The organism is Allorhizobium pseudoryzae (genome assembly GCF_011046245.1).
GTDB classification, from domain to species: domain Bacteria; phylum Pseudomonadota; class Alphaproteobacteria; order Rhizobiales; family Rhizobiaceae; genus Neorhizobium; species Neorhizobium pseudoryzae.
Genome location: NZ_CP049241.1, coordinates 84,507 through 103,674 on the forward strand (window position 1 = coordinate 84,507; position 19,168 = coordinate 103,674).

Consider the following 19,168-nt stretch of genomic DNA (forward strand, 5'->3'; position numbering starts at 1 on the left):
CGCCTCTTGACTCTGCCGCCGATCGGGCGCATGCATGCCGCCATGATGATCGTACACGCACCCATCGCTGCCATGTATTTTTGGGCCTACCGGTAACGGGCGGCTCGACAGATCACAATGTCAACAAGCCGCCGTCAGGCGGCTTTGTTGTAAGAAGACGGCACCTGACGGCACGAAACCTGAAAAAGGATGCCGCAATGCCTGAAGATACCGAAATCTCCCTTCTGCGCCCGGCCGTGGTGAATATTCGGGTGGCGAAACCCCGCGACCTGCCGGACCTCAACGACATGATTGCGGCACTGGCCGCCCATCACGGCGATGCATCGGCAATGACGCCCGAGGCGCTGGAGCGCGACCTGTTCGGCCCGATGCCGTGGATCCAGGCGCTGGTGGCCGATGGCGGCGACGGACTGATGGGATATGCCATTCTCGTGCCGCTCTACCGCGCCCAGGAGGGCAAACGCGGCATGGACCTGCACCATCTTTTCGTGCGCGACGGCCATCGTGGCCATGGCATCGGCCAGCATCTCGTCAACCGTGCGCGGGACTGCGCCCGCGCGCAAGGCTGCGACTTCCTCTCGGTCTCGGCCGCCACCGGCAATTTCGCCGCGCACCGGTTCTACGAACAGATGGATTTCATCCCGCGCCCGGTGACCGGCATGCGCTTTCTGCAGCCGCTGGCCTGACTACCCCTTGGTCGACCGAAGGAACCCCGTCATGGCCCGCCTCGCGATTGCACTCACCCCCGCCTATGCCGATTGGGAGATCGGCATGCTGACGGCCGTCGCCCGCAGCTTTCTCGGCGCCGAAATCGTCACCGCCTCGCCGGACGGCGCGCCCGTCACCTCGATGGGCGGGCTGAAAGTGACCCCCGACAGCGCCTACGGCGATCTTGTGCCGACGGAATTCGATGCGCTCGTCATTCCGGGCGGCATGATCTGGGGCACGGCCAAGGCGCCGGACCTTGTGCCGCTCGCCACCGCCTTCCGGAGCGAAAGCAAGACGGTCGCCGCCATCTGCGCCGCCGCCAGCGCGCTGGCCGGCACCGGCCTCCTCAACAGCGTCGCCCATACCGGCAATGCGCTTGCCGCCCACCAGGCTTATCCCGCCTATCGCGGCGAAGCGCTTTACCGCGACCAGCCGAAGGCCGTCTCCGACCACGGCGTGATCACCGCCCCGGGCACCGCACCGTTTACGTTCACGGTGGAGATTTTGAAGGCGCTCGATTTGTGGACGGAGGAGGCCGCGGCGGAGATGGCAGGGTTTGGGGCGGAGTTTCGGTAGGGGGTGGGAGTGGGCCGGGAGGGGATAATCCGAAGTTGGGCTCCCAAAAGGTGAAAGCGATATCCAAACCTTCGTCGATATCGTCCGATTTAGTCTTGATCCGGACATTGATGACCGGAGGCGAAGGCGCAACTGCGCGCCGCGTGTCGGCCGTTCAAGCCAACCCGCCACCGCCCTGAAATCTTGTCCATCTACTCATGTTCCGGCATCGTCAGTCGGTTGCGTCGGGTAGGAATTTCGCCATGTGCAAAAAGTCATGACATCAGGCATGAGCCGCTAGTTTGAAAGACGGCACGCTTAACACTTAGCCATATGGCAAAGTTTATCTTGCATGTCTCGCCAAGCCGATTAAGTTAGCAATATGGCTAAGCATGATCCCGCTCTTTCCTTATTATTCCAGGCGCTGGCAGATCCGACGCGTCGGTCAATGTTGACAACGCTCGCCGCCCACCCGGTCAGCGTGACCGACCTTGCCGGGCCAACAGGACTGCGGCTGCCAACTGTGATGCGGCACCTATCAGTGCTGGAAGGGGCCGGGCTGATCACGACGGCGAAGGATGGGCGGGTTCGCACCTGTGCCATTGTACCCGAGGCTCTGGGGCTCGCACAAGCATGGCTCAACCAGCAACAAGCGCTTTGGGAATCAAGGCTCGATCGGTTGGACGGACTTGTGATGGAGAAAATGAAAGGACGTGAGGAATGACCCTGGATATTGAGAACGCAGCGGATCGGACGATGGTGCTGCAGCGGATCATCAAGGCGCCGCGATCCGTCGTTTGGGCCGTATGGATGGACCCGGAAACATTGCCTCTGTGGTGGGGTCCGGAAGGTTTTTCCTGCCGAACAAGGAAAATTGACCTGCGCAGTGGCGGTGAATGGATCTTCGACATGATCGGGCCGGATGGAACGGTTTTCCCGAACCACCACCTTTACCGCGAGGTGTGGCCCGAAGCGCGGATCAGCTACGCGCTTCTTTGGGGCGAGAACGGACCCAAGCATGCCGATGCCGTCGTTTCCTTGGATGAACAGGATGGCGCAACCAAGGTGACACTCACGATGGTCTTCAGCACCGCTGCAGAATATCAAACAGCCAAGGGCTTTGGAGCTGAAGACCTGGGGCAACAAACATTAGCCAAGCTGGAACGTTTCACTGTCTCACGCTGAAGCATGAGGTTCTGTCGCGGAATCGCCGCACTTCGTTCACGAAGTCGATGGGCCCGGTTCGCTACGGGGCGATGACGAAATATTCGACACCGGCGCGGGGTGAATACCGGATTGATGCGGAACATAAGCTTGCCGAATTAGGGTTTGCGGGGTCAGCATCCAAGCGTTTCGCGGGCAGCCAGATAATCCTCCACCGCTTCGTGAAAGGCCTTCTTCAGGCCCTTCACCGTATCGGCATGGAAACCGATGACATCGGGAATTCCCGCGATGCGACCGACGAAGATTTCATCCTCGCCATCGAATTCGATCCGGGCTGTATATCCGTGATAGGTCAGCGTGGTCATGGCGGGATGATAACCGCGCCACCGCTGATTGCAAGCGCGTCACCTATCAGCCCAACGACGGAGTTTGGCTACTTCTTCTTCGCCTGGTCATGGTGCCATTTGATCGCAAAGAACATGCCGGTGCCGAGCACGATGAGCTTGAGGGGAAAGAAGACGATCGGGAACCAATCCCACATGTTTCAACACTCCTGTTCCGGGGTGACGTGCTGTTTGCGGGGAGGACTACCGCAAGGAGGCGGGCGACGACACCTGCCATGTTGACGCAGATGTGGGGCGCGCGCCCTCAGCCGCCCAGCACGCGGCAGGCTTTGGCCTTTGTGGCGGCCTGCTCGCCCTCCATTGCGCGGCGGATGTCGCGGCTGTTGAGGTGGAGGTTTTGTCCCCTCGGGATCGACTGGCGGTGGATTTTGGCGTGGGCGGCGGCGTGGAAGGCTTCGTTTTTTCGGGCAAACAGGGTGAGGCAGGCGTCCCGGTCCGGCGCCGGAGGCTGCGCGGGTTTGCCGGATCGGTTGTCGGCGGGCAGGCTCTGAGCCGTGCTGCCTGCGGGATGTGCGACCAGCGCGCGGAAGGCCAGGCGGTGGACGAGTGCATGGGCGCCGTGGCCGGGCACGGCAAATCGCAGGGCGTCGAGATCGTCCCGCCAGTCTGCCGCCGGTCCGGTCATCTCTGTCTCACCGCCTCTCCTCCCTGCACTCTGCGGCCCGTTGGGCAACCCGTCAGGCCGCCCGTTACCGGTTGGTCATCCGTCCGGTCCCGGGCTTTCAGCGAGCCGGTGCGGCGCCCCTTTCGAAGCGCTGCAACAGCGCGCCGCTCAAGCTTCCGACGAGCGCCCAGAACAGGAAACTCGTGACGGTAGCGGCGACGATGAACTGCCGTTCGAGGGAGAGCGGTGCGAGCGGATGTTCGCCCTCCGGCGGCAGCGGCGCGCCGACCACATGCGGGGCGGCGATCAAGAGGACGGCGAAGACGGCGGCGATCGGTTCGCGACGGAAGGCGAGAAGCGCGATGCCGGCGGCGGTGGCAAGCGCGGTTGCGATCCACCAGGTCTGGCGGGCGCCAAGTTCTGCGGCGGGCGAGCCCGGCAGTTCCGGCGGAAGCCCCAGCATCGGCGCCAGCATGACGGAGGCAAAGCCAGCGAGACCGAAGGCGAGACCGGTGCGCCAGCCGCTCTTATCCGTCGCGCCCGTCTGGCGGGCGATCGAGAGCGCTGCGGAGAGCACCAGCGCATAGCCGATGGCCGTCAGGATGTTGGCGGCCATGGTATAGGCGGTGCGCTCGATGCCGTCGGCAGGCGCCCAGCCGTCGCCGTGGTCGTGGCCCGCATCGTGGGAATGGGCACTGGTGGCGACAGGGGCGGCATGGTCATGGGCATGCTCATGCGCGGCGGTTCCCGGCGCATGGGTGTGGGGCGCGGCAGCCGGTTCGGCAGCGGCGGGCTCTGCGGTCTCATAGGCCTCGGCGGCGATGATGAGCGGCGTCGTGCCGGCCATCTGCAGCAAGGATACGGCCATGCCGCTGGCGATCCCCGCGATGACCGCGGAGAAGACAATCGATCTGAACATGGTTGACGTCCCTGGCTTAGTGGCAGGGGAAGGCGTTGGCGTGGCGCGTATCATGCGCGGCATTGTGCACGGCTTCCGCATGGGAAAAGCCGACAAAACCGACGATGAACAGGCCGAGGCAGGCGGCAAACACGGCCTGCAGCAGAGCGGACGACGTGGCCGTGGTCTTGACGGCCTGGGACTGGATCGACATGCAAATACCCCTCGTTGCATCGATGTTGCGACAGGTGCGCCGGCAGGTCTCCTGGCTCGCGGGTCTTAACATGCCGATCAGCCTTCCCGGTTTCCCAGTGGCCAGAATGATCGAAACGCTCGCCGCTCACAGTTGCGGGGGCAGCCACGAATGAGGCGGATCGAGCCGCCCTATCGTGTTCCCTTTTCATCCCGGCAGCCTTCACCGCCGGAAACCGGTGCACGTCATTCTTGTGCGCAGGGTTGGAACGGGCTGTCAAGGCGGGCTTCTGGCGTGCCAACGTTTTCGCGAGGGGTGCCGGCTGCGCCATCATCCTCGGCCTGACCCGAGAATGACGGAGCATCGCTTGGGCTTTCCATCCCTTGGCGACCGTGCGCAAAGTTTGCGCGGCGCCTCCTCACCGGGCCGGAATGGCCTTCAGGTAGGCGGCAATCGCAGCGAGATCCTGCTTCGGCAGGTGCGACAGGTTTTTCTGCACCTCCACCATGGAGCCGCCGACACTGTCGAAGTCCGGCGTGAAGCCGGTTTCGAGGTAGGCGGCGATTTCGTCCTCGCTCCAGTTGCCGATCGATTCGGAGCCGGGGGTGATGTCCGGAATACGCCCCTCGCCTTCCGGGTTCGGGCCGCCCGCCAGCCACTGGCCGGTCTGGAAACCGCCCAGCACGTTGCGCGGCGTGTGGCATTCGCCGCAATGGCCGGGGCCTTCCACCAGATACTGGCCGCGCTTGACGGCGTCGGAGGCATTGGCGATCTCGACGCGCGGCTGGTCGGAGAAATAGAGAAGCTTCCAGCCGCCAAGCGTCATGCGGATATTGAAGGGGAAGGAGAGTTCGTGCGCCGGCGCGACGTTTTCGCTCGCCGGCAGGCTTTTCAGGTAACCGAAGAGGTCGTTGATATCCGCCTTCGTCATGCGGGCATAGGAGCCATAGGGGAAGGACGGGTAAAGGTGTTCGCCGGACGGCCCGACGCCCCGGGTCATGGCATTGCCGAACTGGGCAATCGTCCAGGCGCCGATGCCGGCCTTTTCATCGGGCGAGATATTGGGCACATGGAAGGTGCCAAAGGCGGTCGGCAGTTCGCGTCCGCCGGACATGATTTTAAGCGCGTCGCCTTCCGCACCCTTTGCCGCATGGCAGCTGGCACAGCCGCCGGCCCAGAACAGGGTTTCGCCATGCGCGAGATCCGGCGCACCAAGCCCTGCCCAATAGGCATCGGGATGCGGATCGGGCTTCGTCAGCGCGTAGGCGACTCCGGCCCCGACAACCGCCGCGACAACACCGGCAAGCGCAAATTTGGTGACGATCGAGGCCATGGCCTTCCCCTTCGATCACGACAGGTCAGAACGGAGAAAAGCCGCCGCCCGGCAACACGGCCAGACGGCGGCGCATCAGGGCGCGAGCCTCAGCGCTTCAGGCGGTAGGTCTGGTGGCACACGCCGCATTCGGCGCCGAGCGTCTGCATGGCCTGGCCAACGCCTGCCTGATCGGCCGGCATGGAAGCGAGAATGGTCTTGGCATCGGCGGACAGCTTCATGGCCTTGGCCTTGAAATCATCCATGTTCTGCCAGATGGCCGGAGCGGCTTCTGTTTCCATGCCGGTTTCGGAACCGGCCGGGAAGTGGTTGGGGAAATCCGCAGCGGACTCGGCAATCGTCGACAGCGCAGTCTTCACCGTTGCCGCCTCATAGGGCTTCTGGCCCTTGGCGATGGCACCGAGCGCGCCCATGGAGCCGCCGATCTTCTTCATCAGCTCCTGACGGACCACCTGCGGCTCGCCGGCTGCAAAGACGGCGCTTGCGCCCAGACAGAGTGCCACCACGCCTGCCGTCAGCATCTTGAATTTCATGAAGCAACTCCCCTGATTGTCCGTGCTTGAGTGTGGGTACTTGAATATCGGTGCCTGATTGTCGGTGCCGGATCCGTCCCGGCACACCGTACGACGCTCGAATGATTACATGCTAGGCAGCGGAAAAACATGACGATTTCCGGGCGGACACACAGATGTGATTGTGCCGGAACGGGACTGCTATCCCCTCATGCGAAGGGAAGGCTGCGGCTTTGCTCGCGGCCGAAACCGCGGATCTCCAGGCGGTCGGCATAAAGATCGACCCATGCGAAGGCATTGTCTGACGGCGTATCGACCATGCCCTTGAAGGTGACGAACCAGCAGGTACCGGCGCGCCCCAGACCGCCGCGGTGATCATGGCCGCACAGATAGGCGATGACCTGCGGCGAGGCAGCCAGCAGATCGGCCAGTTGTTCGGCATCCCACAGGCAGTGGTCGGTGGCCGGGTGGAGCGGGTAATGCCCCATAACGATCACCTTCTGGCCAAGAGCGCGGGCCGCCTCCAGCTGGCCGGCGATCCAGGCGAACTGCCTGTCCGAAATCCCGGCATTCCAGTCCATGGCATTCTCCGCACCTTTGGCCTTGAGGGCCGCAAGACGCGCGCTTGCAAGCGCATGGCGGCCTGGATCGGCGGCGGTCGAAAACAGGCTCTCCTCGCAACCATCGATGACGAGAAAACGGATGCCGCTGCGGGCAAAGCTGTAATAGGGCGCCGGCATGCCGAGTGCGGCATGCACGAAGGCGATCCGGTCCGGTTCGACCAGGAAATCGTGGTTGCCGGGCAGGAACAGGCATTCGTGGCGCGACCGTTGGTAGATGGACAGCGGTGCCTCAAAACTCTCCCAGCCGCGGTCGATCAGGTCGCCCAGCGTCATGACGAAGGAGAGATCCTCGCCCTCGAAGGTGGCGACGGCTTCCGACAGCTTGGCGAGGCTGCCGCGAAAATGCCGGTTCAGCACCGGGTTGGGGTCACGATCGGCATATTGGGGATCGGCGATGATGCCGAAGCGGAGAAGTGGTTCCTGGGTCATGGCGCGCACTTAAGGCGCCTGCGTGACACGGCTGTGACAGGCTGTGGGCGCATGCGCACCGGCAGCCACCCCGGCCATTGACCGCGCCAGCATGCGGTTTTACGGCGACGGCGGTAAAGGAGAATGCCCATGATGACCCTTCCCCAGAGAGCCGAACCCGCCCGCATCGACCTCAGGCCCGTGCGGCGCCGCGATGCGGCCGATCTGATCGCCGCCAATGTCGAAAGCCTGCAGCATCATCACCCCTATGCCGATCCGCCGAAGGATGAAGCCGCGTTCGAGGCCTGGTACGGGCAGATGGTCACCGGCGCCAATGTGAGCCTGCTGGCAAGGCTTGCGGAAACGGGCGAGATCGTCGGCGTCTTTAATTTCAGCCAGATCGCGCTCGGCAATTTCCGCAGCTGTTACCTCGGCTATTACGGTATGGCAGCGCTTGCCGGCCGCGGACTGATGACCGCGGCACTGAACCTGGCGCTCGACCACGCCTTTCACGAGATCGGCCTCAACCGGGTCGAGGCGAACATCCAGCCCGGCAACACCCGGTCGCTGGCGCTCGTTGCCCGGTGCGGTTTCCGCAAGGAGGGTTTTTCGCCGCGTTACCTGAAGATCAACGGAGACTGGTGCGACCACGAACGCTGGGCGCGACTTTCAGAGTGACAGGGCACAGCACGGAAAAAGGCCGCGACAGATGCCGCAGCCTTTCAAACAGTGCCTGACCGGCGGCCCATGACCGCCGGTGGCAAAAGGGAGTACCGCTTACTTCGTGGCGGCTTCGTACATTTCCAGCACGTAATCCCAGTTGATCAGGCTGTCGACGAAGGCTTCGAGGTACTTCGGACGAGCATTGCGGTAGTCGATGTAGTAGGAATGTTCCCAGACATCGACGCCGAGGATCGGGGACGCGCCGTGGACCAGCGGGTTTTCGCCGTTCGGGGTTTTCGAGATGACGAGTTTGCCGTCCTTCACCGATACCCAGGCCCAGCCGGAGCCGAACTGCGTGGTGCCGGCGGCGACGAAATCGGCCTTGAACTTGTCATAACCGCCGAGATCGCTGTCGATCGCTGCCTGCAGCTTGCCCGGCAGCTTGTTGCCGCCGCCATCCTTCTTCATCCACTTCCAGAAATGGATGTGGTTGTAGTGCTGGGCCGCATTGTTGAAGAGACCGGCATTGGTGCCGAAGGACTTCTTCACGACGTCTTCCAGCGACAGATCGGCCATGCCGGCTTCGGCGGCCAGCTTGTTGCCGTTGTCGACATAGGCCTTGTGGTGCTTGTCGTGGTGGTATTCCAGCGTTTCCTTCGACATGAAGGGCTGCAGGGCTTCGTAATCGTAAGGGAGTGCGGGAAGTTCGAAGGCCATGGTCTTACTCCTTTTCGGCAGAACACCTGAAGTGATGTTGAGCCGGAACATAGGTTTGAACGACCGAAGAGGCAACGGGCGACGGGGGAAAATTCGAAGCGTTCGGATGCCGGCGGCCACGCTTTCCGATGGCGCGCAGGCCGCGTGTCGCGACACTCCCTGGAAGCGTTTAAATTCGCCAAATACAGCTAAGGGTTGATTTGTGCAGCGGCAGATGCGACGTGTTGCTATCAGAGACTTCCCCGTACCCAACCTTTACTTTCGGACAAAAATGCCCGAAATTGTGTGAGAGTGATTTATGGACAAGCGGGACCGCTTTCTCCGTGACCTGAGACAGGAGGCGACATTGCGAGGGCTTTCCTTTCGGGTCAACAAGGCGAAAGGAAAAGGAAGCCATGCGACCGTGTTTGTCGGAGATCGCTTCACGACGCTGCCGAACCGCGACATCGATCCGAAGACAGCGGCGAAGATCAGGAAAACGCTGGGGCTCGACTGATATCGATCCGGCGCACAAGGTGACCGAATGAAGACCTACACCTATGCGGCTCTGTTCGAGCCGAAGCAGCAGTCGGACGGTTATGTGGTGAGCTTTGCCGACGTTCCGGAGGCGATCACCGAAGGCGACACACTTGGCGAAGCACGCTCCATGGCGGCCGATGCGCTTGGCATTGCCCTTTTGACCTATCTGCAGCTCGACCGGGCTTTGCCCACCGCTCAGGCGACGGGAATCCCGATCACGCCGGATGCGGAGGTCGCCGCCAAGATCGCCGTGATCGAGACGTTCCGCGCGTCCGGCATCAGCCAGTCCGAACTTGCCCGGCGCCTCGGCAAGAACGAAAAGGAAGTCCGGCGCCTGCTGGATGCCGATCACCGCAGCAAGATTTCCAGCCTGAACGAGGCCCTATCGGTGATGGGGCAAAGGCTTGTCATCGGGCTTGCCGCCGCCGAATAACACGGGTCCGTCTCCCCCTGCTGCCGAAGGAGTTTTCATGCGATCTTATCTTGTTGCCATTTCCCTTCTCGCCCTGACCGCCCCCGCCGTGCAGGCCTCCTCCGACGGCGCCTGGGCTGAATTCGGCAAGGCGGTCTCGACCGCCTGCGTCAAGGCGGCCGCCGGGCAGATCGAGAAACCACGGGCAGTGGTCGATCCCTATGGCAGTGACCATTTCGGTCTGGCGCTGGTCACCGGCAAGGCGAAGGGCGCCAAGCAGACGATCTCGTTGATCTGCGTCTACGACAAGCAGATGAAGACGGTCGAGCTCAGCTCGGAATTTTCTGCCGATCAGGTGAAGGTCATGCCGGGGCGATAAGGCGGCGCTTCGGGAGGATGGTGAATCGCCGTTGAGATATTGCGCGGCGCGGCTTCTACCCCCCTCTCTCCGCCTGCGGGGAGAGGGTTGGGGTGAGGGGCTACGACGGCAGAGATAGCGCCTTGCCCCTCATCCGGCCTGCCGGCCACCTTCTCCCCGTTCTGACGGGGAGAAGGAGAAACGCGGCGAACGCCTGCCGCATCGGAACCATTGCGGTTTATAGAAGACCAGAGCTTGCCTCAAAGGAGCAATCCACCCCTCGCCGCCCCTTTACGCCGCAGCCTTCACCGTAGCGCGTGCCCAGTCCATGTAGAGTTGCAGCGCCTTGCGGGCGAGCGGGCCTTCCTGGAATTCCTGGTCGTCCAGCCGGTTGATCGGCACGATCTTGGAATAGTTGCCGGAGGTGAAGATCTCGTCGGCTTTCTTGAAATCCTCGACCGTCAGCGTCACCTCCCGCACCTCGACGCCGGCGCTGCGCAACAGGTTGATGACGCGCGAACGGGTGATGCCGGCAAGGAAGGTGCCGTTGGCGACCGGCGTCATCACCACACCGTCCTTGGCGAGGAAGATGTTGGAGGAGGCGGTTTCCGCCACGTTGCCGTTCAGGTCGCGCATCAGCGCATTGTCGAAACCGCGGGCGCGGGCCTCGATGATGGCGCGGCCGCTGTTCGGATAGAGGCTGCCGGTCTTGGCATTGGTCATGGCCACTTCCGGGTTCGGCCGGCGGAAGGGCGAGACGGTGATGGAGGACGGCTGGGCGGTGTGCATCGGCGCTTCGAACAGGCAGAGCGCAAACCGCGTCGAGTCCGGATCGGCAGCCACGACGGAGCCCGCCATGCCGTGTTCGGCCCAGTACATCGGCTTGATGTAGATCGCCGTCTTGCCGTCGAATTTCTTCACGCCCTCCAGCGCCAGCGCCTCGATCTCTTCGGCTGTCATCACCGGTTTCATGCCCATGGCGGTGGCGGAGCGGTTGACGCGCTGGCAATGCAGGTCGAGATCCGGCGAAATGCCCTCGAACCAGCGGGCGCCGTCGAAAACGGTGGAGCCCAGCCACATGGCGTGCGAGGTCGGGCCGATGAGCGGCGGATTACCGGTGACCCAATCCCCATCGACGAATGTCCAGGTGGTGCTGCGGGGCGTGGTATCGACAGGCATTTTCTTCTCCTCGGAAAACGAATTTTCCGGAAGTGAAGGCGCCTGACCCGGCAAGGTCAAGAATTTTTTGCCCCTGCCGACAGGTTCGACAGAAAATTGCGCAGGAACCACCCCTCCCTGAAATGGCCGTTCCGCATGCACCACAGCCTTACATCATCCCATCAGGAAAAGTGATCCATGACGCCGCCCGGCGCGGATCGGACCGCGTCAAGGGCGACTGTGACCCGACTGCGCGGGCACCGGCAGAAACGGGCTTTCCTGCCCCTGGTTCGTCTGCGGGCCGTGGGATGAGGTGTTTGACCGGTCGATCAGCGGGATGGCCAAGACAACGGCCAGGAGGATCGCCAGCCACAACAGGCACCAGGTACGCATAACAGTATCTCCTCATTCACGCGCAGACGATAGCCGATCTATGCGGCGCAAATTCGGTCCGGCCGCCTTTTGTCCCGCGCCAGGGAACAAACAGCCGGGACCTTGCGTCTTGGCAGGGTATCCTGACAAACGGCTGAACGAAGCGGAGCGACATGACCACCTCCATTCTGGCAGAAGGCGAAAGCTGCTGGCGGATCGCCGAAGCGGATCGCTTTTCCGTCATCGTCGATGCGGGCGGCTTTTTCCGCCTGGCCCGCGCGGCAATGCTGAAGGCGCAGCATTCGATCATGCTGATCGGCTGGGACTTCGACACGCGCATCCGGCTGACGCCGGACCAGCCGCCCGGCGACCGGCCCGACAAGCTCGGCCGGTTTCTGGAAGATCTCGCCAAGCAGAACGAGGCGCTGCAGATCCGCATCCTGAAATGGGATTACGGGTTGCTTTCCTCCCTCACCCGAGGCGAAACGCCCTTCCACATGCTGCGCTGGATGATCTCGCGCCAGATCCACCTGAAGCTCGACCGGGCGCACCCGCCGATGGCGGCGCATCACATGAAACTGCTCGTCATCGATGATGCGGTGGCCTTCTGCGGCGGGATCGACATGACCGTTGGCCGCTGGGACAGCCGCGACCACCGGGAAGATGACCCGAACCGGCTTTCGCCCTTCGGGCGGCCGGAGCCACCGTGGCACGATGCCACGACCTGCGCCTCCGGACCCGCCGCCCGCGCGCTTGGCGACCTTGCGCGCGACCGTTGGGAAATGGCGACCGGCGAGCGCCTCGATCCTGTCGAGAGGTCCAGCGCTTCGGTTGATCCGTGGCCGGAGGATCTCGAACCGGAGTTCCTCAACGTCCGCATCGGCATTGCCCGCACCTCGCCGAAATACCAGGAGCGGCGCGAGGTGGTGGAGATCGAGACCGCGACGCTGGCGATGATCGCGAGCGCCAGGCAGAGCCTCTACATCGAAAGCCAGTACTTCGCCTCCCGCCGTCTTGCCGAGGCCATGGCCAAGCGGCTTTCCGAACCGGACGGGCCGGACATCATCATCGTCAATCCGAAATCGGCCAGCGGCTGGCTGGAGGAGAAGACGATGGACACGGCGCGGGCCCGGATGATCAAGCTGATGCAGGAGGCCGACCGGCATGACCGGTTCCGCATCCTCTATCCGGTGAACGAAGCGGGCACCGCCATCTACGTGCACGCCAAGATCATGATCGTCGACGACCGCATCCTGAAGCTCGGATCGGCCAATCTCAACAATCGCTCGATGGGGTACGACACCGAAAGCGACGTCATCCTGGAGGTTTCCGAGGAGGATGTCGATCTTCGCGCGGCGATCCGGGCACGGCGTGACGATCTGATGGGCGAACATCTGGGCACGTCTGCGCAGGCGGTGGCAGATGCGATTGCCGCCGCCGGCGGCTCCCTCGCCCAGACGATCGACGCACTCAGCCGCCGCGATGGCCGCAGCCTGAAGCCGGTGGGCGAGCGCGAGATGGGACTGGACGACGAGCTGGTGGCCGAAAGCGACCTGGTCGATCCGGAGCGCCCGGCCGGGGTGCGTTACAAGACCTCGCAATTCCTGCGCAACCGTTTCGGGCGGCGCCTGTTTTTGGCTCAGCAGAGCTGACGGGTGAAGGAGCCGGGCCGGATGGTGCAACAGGGAGAGAACACGGGCAGGCACGCTGCGGGCGCGGATACTGCCGGCGCGCAAGGCAGCCCATCGGCGGAAGGCCTCTGCGATCTTCTGACGATGATCGACGAGCTTGGCGACCGGCAGCGCAATGTCAGCGTCCATGACATCCGCGAGGAGATCGGCGAACGGTCGTTCGGGCCTTTCCTGCTGGTGCCGGCGGTGATCGAGATGAGCCCGATCGGCGGCATTCCCGGCCTGCCGACGGCGCTTGCCGTGATCATCAGCCTGTTTGCCGTGCAGATCCTGTTTGGCGCCCAAAATCTGTGGCTGCCGCAGTTCGTCGAAAAGCGGACCATCGACGGCAAGCGGCTGAAAAGCGCCATGGACACGATGATGCCGGTGGCGCGTTTCATCGACCGTTTCCTGAAACCGCGGCTCAAATGGCTGACGAAACCGCCCTGGGTGCAGGTGGCGGCGGCGCTCTCCATCCTCATCTGCTGCACCGTGCCGCCGCTCGAACTCATTCCGTTTGCCAGCACCGCGCCGATGGGAGCGATTGCCCTCTTCGGCCTGTCGCTGATGGCGCGCGACGGGCTGCTGACGGTGATTGCCGGCCTGGTGTCACTGAGCGCGATCTACCTCGTCTATACCGTGCTCTTGGGCGGATAGGCCGTCCGCGCCCGCCGGGCACGCGCTTGAACTGAACCGGGCAAAGCCCATGTAGGTGGGACACCCTTTTCGGGCGGCACCCCGCCGCCTGCTTTTTATCGACACGACCCCACAAGGAGACATCATGCACAACGTCAGCGCCAATGGCGCCCATATTCCGGCCCTCGGTTTCGGCACCTTCCGCATGCCGGGTGCGGATGTGCTGCGCGTCCTGCCGAAGGCGATCGAGCTCGGCTTCCGCCACATCGACACCGCGCAGATCTATGGCAACGAGGCGGAGGTGGGCGAAGCGATTGCCGGCTCCGGCGTTGCCCGCGGCGACATCTTCCTCACCACGAAAGTCTGGGTCGACAAGTTTGCCCACGATGCCTTTCTCGCCTCGGTGGACGAGAGCCTGAAGAAGCTGAAGACCGATTATGTCGACCTGCTTCTGCTGCACTGGCCGCAGAGCGACGTGCCACTTGCCGAGCGGATGGGCAGCCTGAATGCGGTCAAGGCCGCCGGCAAAGTGCGCCATATCGGCATTTCCAACTTCAACATCGCCATGATGCGCGAGGCGGCAGAGCTGTCCGAGGCGAAGATCGCCACCAACCAGGTGGAATACCATCCCTATCTCGACCAGTCGAAGCTGCTGGATGCCGCCCGCCAACTGGGCATTTCGCTGACCGCCTATTACCTGATGGCGGATGGCAAGGTGCCGAACGATCCGGTTCTGAAGGAGATCGGCGCCAAGCACGGAAAGACGGCGGCACAGGTGGTGCTGCGCTGGGCCGTGCAACAGGACGGCGTGATCGCGCTCTCGAAGACCGCGACCGAAAGCCGGCTGACGGAGAATTTCGACATCTTCGATTTCGAACTCTCGGCTGAAGAGATGCAGGCGATCCAGGCGCTGTCGAAACCGGATGGCCGCATCGTCAACCCGGCGCACCTGCGCCCGCCGCACTGGGATTGAGCGAAGGTTGGGGATTTGGGCGCGCTCCTGCGAGAGCCCCTCATCCGGCTGCCGCCACCTTCTCCCCGTTCTGACGGGGAGAAGGAAAAACCCGGCGCCGCCGTGCTCAAATGGCACACGAGTTTTGCGAGGAATGCCTGAACGCCCGGAGCTCCGGCCGCACGTCAGAAGGCTAAGTGGCGGTTCTCATACTGTTCGATGAGCAGTACAAGCGCATCGAAGTCGGCCGCCTCGGGCGTTCCGGCATCCGGCTCGCTCTCGAAATACGGGCGGACGGCGGTCAGCGCAGACTGATATTCTGCCTCTGTCTGAATACGATGTCTGTCACGTGGCGGCGTTGCCATCCTTGTCGATCCGTATGTTGATGACAGGAGCGACCACATTGCTCACAGAAGCGCTTGCACGTGCCCCGGCGAGACCGTTGATCAGATTCGCCTGTCGGACCATCGAGCCCAACAGGAAAAGATCAATGAGCTGTCCGATCCCCAGAAGACCAAACGTCAACAGCCACAAAAGCCCGCTTCCAGTGCGCCCCGTATAGAAACGATGGATGCCGCACACGCCAATCAGGCATAAAAGCCAGCACAAGAACGCCACAAACCCGGATTTCATCTACGCCCCCTATCGCTATGATGGTGCATCATAGCTCAATACAGCCTTAAATAAAGTCCGTTTCACGCCACACTCAATGCTTCAGCATGTACACCGCATAGACCCCGATCAGCGCGGCGGCGGCGACTGCCGAGATCAGCTTCAGGCGTTTTTCGATGAAGTGGCGCATGTCTTCGCCATAGCGATTGATGAGCCAGGCGAGTGCGAAGAAGCGGGCGCCGCGGGCGGCAATCGCCGAGAGGATGAAGAGGCCGAGGCTGAAATTGGCGACGCCGGAGAGGATCGTCACCACCTTGATCGGCGGCAGATGCGCAAGGCCGGAGGTGACGAGCAAGAGCAGCATGGTCTTCCAATCGACGGCGGAGGCGAGGCTCTCGAAGGTCTCGAGCTTGCCGTAGAAGGTGAGCACCGGTTTCGCAACCGCCTCGAAGGCATAATGGCCGATCGTCCAGCCCAGAATGCCGCCGAGCACCGAGGCGATGGTGGCGATCGTTGCGTAGAGATAGGCGCGCTTCGGCCGGGCGAGCACCATGGGGATGAACAGCACATCCGCCGGCACCAGGAAGAAGGAGCTTTCGACGAAGGCGATGACCGCCAGCCACCAGGCGGCGGCCTTGCGGGCGGCGAGCGCCAGGGTCCAGGTGTAGAGTTTGCGCAGCATGGGAAGGCTCCGGACGTTCGGGCGCGGCTTGATCCGGAGAGAGAGCCGGATCGGCGGGTGCGGGCCGGTTAGCGCGAAAGTGCGGCGCTGGCAAGGTCAGGGAGCGTCCCCGCACGATGCGGACAAGGCTGCCGGCCATGCCGCTAAAGGGCACCGGGAGCGGCACGGAGACACTACGCGGGGACAGTACACTGGGACACTCTGCAGAGAGGAACTCTCTCCGGCTCACCCGGCCATCAGCGTCTCTCGGCCATCATACGGTCGCCCGCCTCCGTCAAATTTTGCTGGAGCGTTTTCAACCGCTCGCGCAGCATAACGACTTCGTCCAAGCCGCAGCCGGTCGCTTCGGCGACGGCGGGCATGATGGCGGCAGCCTGCGCCTGCAGCGCCCTGCCCTTCTCCGTCAGCGTGATATTGACCTGCCGCTCATCCTGCTTGTCGCGGGTGCGCAACACAAGGCCTGCCTGTTCGAGGCGCTTCAGAAGCGGCGAGAGCGTGCCGGAATCGAGCCCCAGCGCCTCACCGAGCCCCTTCACCGGCTGGCCATCTTTCTCCCACAAGCTAATCATCACCAGATATTGCGGATAGGTCAGGCCCAGCGGCTCCAGAAGCGGCTTGTAGGCACGCGAAAAGGCGTGCGCCGCGCCATAGAGCGCAAAGCACAGCATCTCGTTTAGGCGGATGGTTTCGTCTTCGGTTTTCGGCACTTTCATCGTCTTTGTCATCACGGGTCCTGACTTTGGCGGAGACCGCCCTAACTTTTTCCATTGTCGCAGGCTTGACGCCGGACTGCAATGCGCATAGATATATTGCACGCAATCAAATTGCGCAATAATTATTAGCCGCGGCCGCAGGGCTGCGACCATCCGCAAGGCTCGAACTCAAGGAGACGCCCCATGTCCATTCTCTACACCACCAAGGCCTCTGCCACCGGCGGCCGCGCAGGCCGCGCCCATTCCGAAAACGGCGTGCTGGACGTCGTTTTGACGGTGCCGAAGGAACTCGGCGGCGACGGCGCCACCGGCACCAATCCCGAGCAGCTGTTTGCCGCCGGTTACTCCGCCTGCTTCCTCGGCGCGCTGAAGAACGTCGCCGGCAAGGCGAAGGTGAAGATCCCGGAAGACGCGAAGGTGACGGCCACCGTCGGCATCGGCCCGCGCGATGACGGCACCGGCTTCGGCATCGAGGTTTCGCTCGTCGTCGACATTCCGGGCCTCGACCGCGCCACCGCGGAAGACCTGGTCGCCAAGGCGCACATCGTCTGCCCCTACAGCCACGCCATGCGCACCTCCACCGAAGTGCCGGTTTCGGTCGCCTGAGGCTTTTCAGACTACGAACGACGGGAAGGGTCGCGCAGGCGGCCCTTTCTTGCATTTTGCAAGTTGACGTGCTATTTCTTTCTCAGGAAAGGAATTTTCGCGATGAACGTTCATCTTCAGCAACACCATGCAGCCGACGGCGCCCTCGTCAGCAAAGCGGTGGTTCGCGCCGCCGAACGGCTGGGCTTGAGCGGCAAGGGGCTCGGCAGCATCCTCGGCCTTTCAGAAGCCTCTGTCTCGCGTCTGAAGCGCTCAGAACTGCAGCTTTCGCCAATGGAGAAGAGCTTCGAGCTCGCCCTGCTGTTCATTCGCCTTTTCCGCGCGCTGGATGCCATCACCGGCGGGGACGAAGCGGTGGCGAAGGCCTGGTTGCGCAACGAGAACACGGCACTCGGCGGCATTCCGCTGGACAAGATCATGACAATTTCAGGCCTTATCGATGTCCTCACCTATCTGGACGCCAGACGCGCTCTCGTCTGAAGCGCAGCCGCTCACCGGCGCATTCTGGCGACTGGTGGAAGCGCAGCACCAGGTTTCGACAATGAAGCTGACCGACACCAGCAGCGAGCAGGCGCGGCTGGAAACGCTCCTGGAGGACACAAAGCCCACTCTCCCCGCGGACGCACAGGTCCTGGACTATCTGCTGGCGACACCCTTCCGCTACGGCGCCCTCTACCCGCAGGGCTCACGCTTTCGGCGCGCAGGAAGAACGCTTGGTGTCTTTTATGCCGCCGTGCGCGAGACGACGGCGGTGGCCGAGATGGCCTTTTATCGCCTTCTGTTCTTCAGGGAATCACCGGCCACCCCGCTTTCGGCAAATCCTTCCGACTACACAGCCTTTGCAGCGAAGATCTCAACGCCCCGCGCCATCAACCTCACCCGTCCGCCCCTGTCGCGGGACCGGGCGGCCTGGGAACACCCGACCGAATACGGCGCCTGCCAGGCTCTGGCCGATGCAGCGCGCTCGGCTTCCATAGAGGCAATCCTGTACCGGTCGGTCCGCGATCCCGAAGGCGGCACCAATCTGGCCTTACTCAGCCCTGCAGGTTTTGCGCAGAACAAACCGGTCGCTCGCCGAAGCTGGCGTATTCACTTCTCGGCTGAACACGTTCAAGCTCTGTCGGATTTTCCTCGTCGCAGGCTCGGCTTTGCCCTTACCGATTTTACTTCCGATCCCAGGATTGCCGAGCGGATTGCCCCTATCGGATCGCCGCAAGATCCGCCCTGAGGCGGCCGGGGCCGCCTTCACCTAAAAATTCGTCCACTGCGGCATGGGTCTTGGTCCAGACCGGCAGGGCGCGGGTCAGCAGCGCACGCCCCTCCTCCGTCAGCTTGAGCAGGCGGCTTCTGGCATCCTTCGGATCGTGTACCACCTCCAGGAGGCCGCGCCGCTGCAGCGGCTTCAGCGCCGCCGTCAGCGTCGTGCGGTCCATGTCGAGCACGGCAGCAACAGAGCCCATCGGCGCCGGTTGCGGGCGGTTCAAGGACATCAGCAGGGAAAACTGGCCGTTGGTGAGCCCCAGCGGCTTCAAGGCCTGATCGAACCTTCGGGCAAGCGCCCGGGCGGCGCGCTGCACGTGGAGGCAGAGACAGGTGTCGCGCACATGAACGGTGGTTGAAAAGGGAATCACATTTTCGTTTGACATGACCTATATACGTTGATATCAACTTAAATGTCAAGATCAACGAGGACATC

At 63.0% G+C, this 19,168-nt stretch carries 28 protein-coding genes, 1 pseudogene and 1 riboswitch; of the genes and pseudogenes, 14 read left to right on the top strand and 15 right to left on the bottom strand.

Features of this window, described 5'->3' with window-relative positions; all coding sequences use genetic code 11:
* Positions 1-197: 197 nt before the first annotated feature.
* The 4 genes and pseudogenes from G6N78_RS00505 to G6N78_RS00520 all read left to right on the top strand — a co-directional run.
* Positions 198-686 carry a GNAT family N-acetyltransferase gene (locus tag G6N78_RS00505; protein WP_165214443.1) on the top strand — a complete coding sequence of 163 codons (489 nt, stop codon included), beginning with the start codon at positions 198-200 and terminating at the stop codon, positions 684-686.
* Positions 687-717: 31 nt separating this feature from the next.
* The gene (locus G6N78_RS00510; RefSeq protein WP_165214446.1) at positions 718-1,284 is read left to right on the top strand and encodes a DJ-1/PfpI family protein; all 567 of its coding nucleotides are present in this window, start codon (positions 718-720) and stop codon (positions 1,282-1,284) included.
* 361 nt (positions 1,285-1,645) lie between these two features.
* Entirely contained in the window at positions 1,646-1,987 is a 342-nt protein-coding gene (locus G6N78_RS00515) for an ArsR/SmtB family transcription factor (protein ID WP_165214449.1), read from the top strand.
* Positions 1,988-2,007: 20 nt separating this feature from the next.
* Positions 2,008-2,448 (top strand): annotated as a pseudogene (locus G6N78_RS00520) (SRPBCC family protein); the annotation flags it as partial.
* A 152-nt stretch (positions 2,449-2,600) separates the two neighbouring features.
* On the opposite strand, the gene G6N78_RS00525 reads toward G6N78_RS00520, so the two are convergent.
* The 7 genes from G6N78_RS00525 to G6N78_RS00555 form a co-directional block, all read right to left on the bottom strand.
* The gene (locus tag G6N78_RS00525) at positions 2,601-2,792 is read right to left on the bottom strand and encodes a type II toxin-antitoxin system HicB family antitoxin (RefSeq protein WP_165214455.1); all 192 of its coding nucleotides are present in this window, start codon (positions 2,790-2,792) and stop codon (positions 2,601-2,603) included.
* Positions 2,793-3,075: 283 nt separating this feature from the next.
* Positions 3,076-3,456 (bottom strand): hypothetical protein, encoded by a 381-nt coding sequence (locus G6N78_RS00530; protein ID WP_165214458.1) that lies wholly within the window; start codon positions 3,454-3,456, stop codon positions 3,076-3,078.
* A 97-nt stretch (positions 3,457-3,553) separates the two neighbouring features.
* Positions 3,554-4,354 carry a CbtA family protein gene (locus tag G6N78_RS00535; protein WP_234905837.1) on the bottom strand — a complete coding sequence of 267 codons (801 nt, stop codon included), beginning with the start codon at positions 4,352-4,354 and terminating at the stop codon, positions 3,554-3,556.
* 16 nt (positions 4,355-4,370) lie between these two features.
* Entirely contained in the window at positions 4,371-4,547 is a 177-nt protein-coding gene (locus G6N78_RS00540; protein ID WP_165214460.1) for a CbtB domain-containing protein, read from the bottom strand.
* 24 nt (positions 4,548-4,571) lie between these two features.
* Positions 4,572-4,781, bottom strand: a riboswitch (cobalamin riboswitch).
* Positions 4,782-4,944: 163 nt separating this feature from the next.
* On the bottom strand, positions 4,945-5,859 hold the full coding sequence (locus tag G6N78_RS00545; RefSeq protein WP_165214463.1) for a c-type cytochrome: 915 nt from the start codon (positions 5,857-5,859) through the stop codon (positions 4,945-4,947).
* Positions 5,860-5,948: 89 nt separating this feature from the next.
* The gene (locus G6N78_RS00550) at positions 5,949-6,392 is read right to left on the bottom strand and encodes a c-type cytochrome (protein ID WP_165214465.1); all 444 of its coding nucleotides are present in this window, start codon (positions 6,390-6,392) and stop codon (positions 5,949-5,951) included.
* Between the two features lie 188 nt (positions 6,393-6,580).
* A complete protein-coding gene (locus G6N78_RS00555) occupies positions 6,581-7,423 on the bottom strand; it encodes a metallophosphoesterase (RefSeq protein ID WP_165214467.1) in 843 nt (280 codons plus the stop codon).
* A 129-nt stretch (positions 7,424-7,552) separates the two neighbouring features.
* Between G6N78_RS00555 and G6N78_RS00560 the strand changes: the two genes are divergently transcribed.
* Positions 7,553-8,080: a GNAT family N-acetyltransferase gene (locus tag G6N78_RS00560; RefSeq protein WP_234905838.1), complete on the top strand. Its 528-nt coding sequence runs from the start codon at positions 7,553-7,555 to the stop codon at positions 8,078-8,080.
* Between the two features lie 99 nt (positions 8,081-8,179).
* On the opposite strand, the gene G6N78_RS00565 is transcribed toward G6N78_RS00560, so the two are convergent.
* Positions 8,180-8,782, bottom strand: coding sequence for a superoxide dismutase (locus G6N78_RS00565; RefSeq protein WP_165214470.1), 603 nt, complete (start codon positions 8,780-8,782; stop codon positions 8,180-8,182).
* Between the two features lie 346 nt (positions 8,783-9,128).
* Between G6N78_RS00565 and G6N78_RS00570 the strand changes: the two genes are divergently transcribed.
* Genes G6N78_RS00570 through G6N78_RS00580 form a run of 3 tightly spaced genes read left to right on the top strand, consistent with a single transcriptional unit; the run spans position 9,129 to position 10,092 of the window.
* The gene (locus G6N78_RS00570) at positions 9,129-9,278 is read left to right on the top strand and encodes a hypothetical protein (protein ID WP_234905839.1); all 150 of its coding nucleotides are present in this window, start codon (positions 9,129-9,131) and stop codon (positions 9,276-9,278) included.
* 27 nt (positions 9,279-9,305) lie between these two features.
* Entirely contained in the window at positions 9,306-9,734 is a 429-nt protein-coding gene (locus G6N78_RS00575) for a type II toxin-antitoxin system HicB family antitoxin (RefSeq protein WP_165214475.1), read from the top strand.
* A 37-nt stretch (positions 9,735-9,771) separates the two neighbouring features.
* Positions 9,772-10,092 (top strand): hypothetical protein, encoded by a 321-nt coding sequence (locus G6N78_RS00580; RefSeq protein ID WP_165214477.1) that lies wholly within the window; start codon positions 9,772-9,774, stop codon positions 10,090-10,092.
* A 270-nt stretch (positions 10,093-10,362) separates the two neighbouring features.
* Here G6N78_RS00580 and G6N78_RS00585 read toward each other — a convergent pair whose 3' ends face one another.
* Both G6N78_RS00585 and G6N78_RS00590 read right to left on the bottom strand, forming a co-directional pair.
* The gene (locus G6N78_RS00585; RefSeq protein WP_165214480.1) at positions 10,363-11,250 is read right to left on the bottom strand and encodes a branched-chain amino acid aminotransferase; all 888 of its coding nucleotides are present in this window, start codon (positions 11,248-11,250) and stop codon (positions 10,363-10,365) included.
* A 207-nt stretch (positions 11,251-11,457) separates the two neighbouring features.
* A complete protein-coding gene (locus G6N78_RS00590) occupies positions 11,458-11,622 on the bottom strand; it encodes a hypothetical protein (RefSeq protein WP_165214482.1) in 165 nt (54 codons plus the stop codon).
* Positions 11,623-11,774: 152 nt separating this feature from the next.
* Between G6N78_RS00590 and G6N78_RS00595 the strand changes: the two genes are divergently transcribed.
* The 3 genes from G6N78_RS00595 (at position 11,775) to G6N78_RS00605 (ending at position 14,880) form a co-directional block, all read left to right on the top strand.
* Complete coding sequence (locus tag G6N78_RS00595) at positions 11,775-13,253, top strand: phospholipase D-like domain-containing protein (RefSeq protein ID WP_165214485.1); 1,479 nt, start codon at positions 11,775-11,777, stop codon at positions 13,251-13,253.
* Between the two features lie 21 nt (positions 13,254-13,274).
* Positions 13,275-13,928, top strand: a complete 654-nt coding sequence (locus tag G6N78_RS00600; RefSeq protein WP_234905840.1) for an exopolysaccharide biosynthesis protein — start codon at positions 13,275-13,277, stop codon at positions 13,926-13,928.
* Between the two features lie 124 nt (positions 13,929-14,052).
* Positions 14,053-14,880, top strand: a complete 828-nt coding sequence (locus G6N78_RS00605; RefSeq protein WP_165214487.1) for an aldo/keto reductase — start codon at positions 14,053-14,055, stop codon at positions 14,878-14,880.
* Between the two features lie 164 nt (positions 14,881-15,044).
* Here the strand turns inward: G6N78_RS00605 and G6N78_RS00610 are convergent, their stop codons facing one another.
* The 4 genes from G6N78_RS00610 to G6N78_RS00625 all read right to left on the bottom strand — a co-directional run bounded on the left by G6N78_RS00610 (position 15,045) and on the right by G6N78_RS00625 (position 16,878).
* On the bottom strand, positions 15,045-15,224 hold the full coding sequence (locus tag G6N78_RS00610; RefSeq protein WP_165214490.1) for a hypothetical protein: 180 nt from the start codon (positions 15,222-15,224) through the stop codon (positions 15,045-15,047).
* Positions 15,205-15,492, bottom strand: coding sequence for an NINE protein (locus tag G6N78_RS00615; RefSeq protein ID WP_165214492.1), 288 nt, complete (start codon positions 15,490-15,492; stop codon positions 15,205-15,207). Before G6N78_RS00615 ends, G6N78_RS00610 begins: the two co-directional genes overlap by 20 nt.
* A gap of 73 nt (positions 15,493-15,565) precedes the next feature.
* Positions 15,566-16,153: a YqaA family protein gene (locus tag G6N78_RS00620; RefSeq protein WP_165214495.1), complete on the bottom strand. Its 588-nt coding sequence runs from the start codon at positions 16,151-16,153 to the stop codon at positions 15,566-15,568.
* Positions 16,154-16,389: 236 nt separating this feature from the next.
* Positions 16,390-16,878, bottom strand: a complete 489-nt coding sequence (locus G6N78_RS00625) for a MarR family winged helix-turn-helix transcriptional regulator (RefSeq protein ID WP_165214497.1) — start codon at positions 16,876-16,878, stop codon at positions 16,390-16,392.
* Between the two features lie 171 nt (positions 16,879-17,049).
* Here G6N78_RS00625 and G6N78_RS00630 point away from each other — a divergent pair, with 171 nt between their 5' ends.
* The 3 genes from G6N78_RS00630 (at position 17,050) to G6N78_RS00640 (ending at position 18,700) form a co-directional block, all read left to right on the top strand.
* The gene (locus tag G6N78_RS00630) at positions 17,050-17,472 is read left to right on the top strand and encodes an organic hydroperoxide resistance protein (RefSeq protein ID WP_165214500.1); all 423 of its coding nucleotides are present in this window, start codon (positions 17,050-17,052) and stop codon (positions 17,470-17,472) included.
* Positions 17,473-17,574: 102 nt separating this feature from the next.
* Positions 17,575-17,952, top strand: a complete 378-nt coding sequence (locus tag G6N78_RS00635) for an antitoxin Xre/MbcA/ParS toxin-binding domain-containing protein (RefSeq protein ID WP_165214502.1) — start codon at positions 17,575-17,577, stop codon at positions 17,950-17,952.
* Positions 17,912-18,700, top strand: a complete 789-nt coding sequence (locus G6N78_RS00640; protein WP_165214505.1) for an RES family NAD+ phosphorylase — start codon at positions 17,912-17,914, stop codon at positions 18,698-18,700. Before G6N78_RS00635 ends, G6N78_RS00640 begins: the two co-directional genes overlap by 41 nt.
* On the opposite strand, the gene G6N78_RS00645 is transcribed toward G6N78_RS00640, so the two are convergent.
* Positions 18,672-19,118 carry a MarR family winged helix-turn-helix transcriptional regulator gene (locus G6N78_RS00645; RefSeq protein ID WP_165214507.1) on the bottom strand — a complete coding sequence of 149 codons (447 nt, stop codon included), beginning with the start codon at positions 19,116-19,118 and terminating at the stop codon, positions 18,672-18,674. The two genes, G6N78_RS00640 and G6N78_RS00645, sit on opposite strands and share 29 nt — an antisense overlap.
* Between the last annotated feature and the right edge of the window lie 50 nt (positions 19,119-19,168).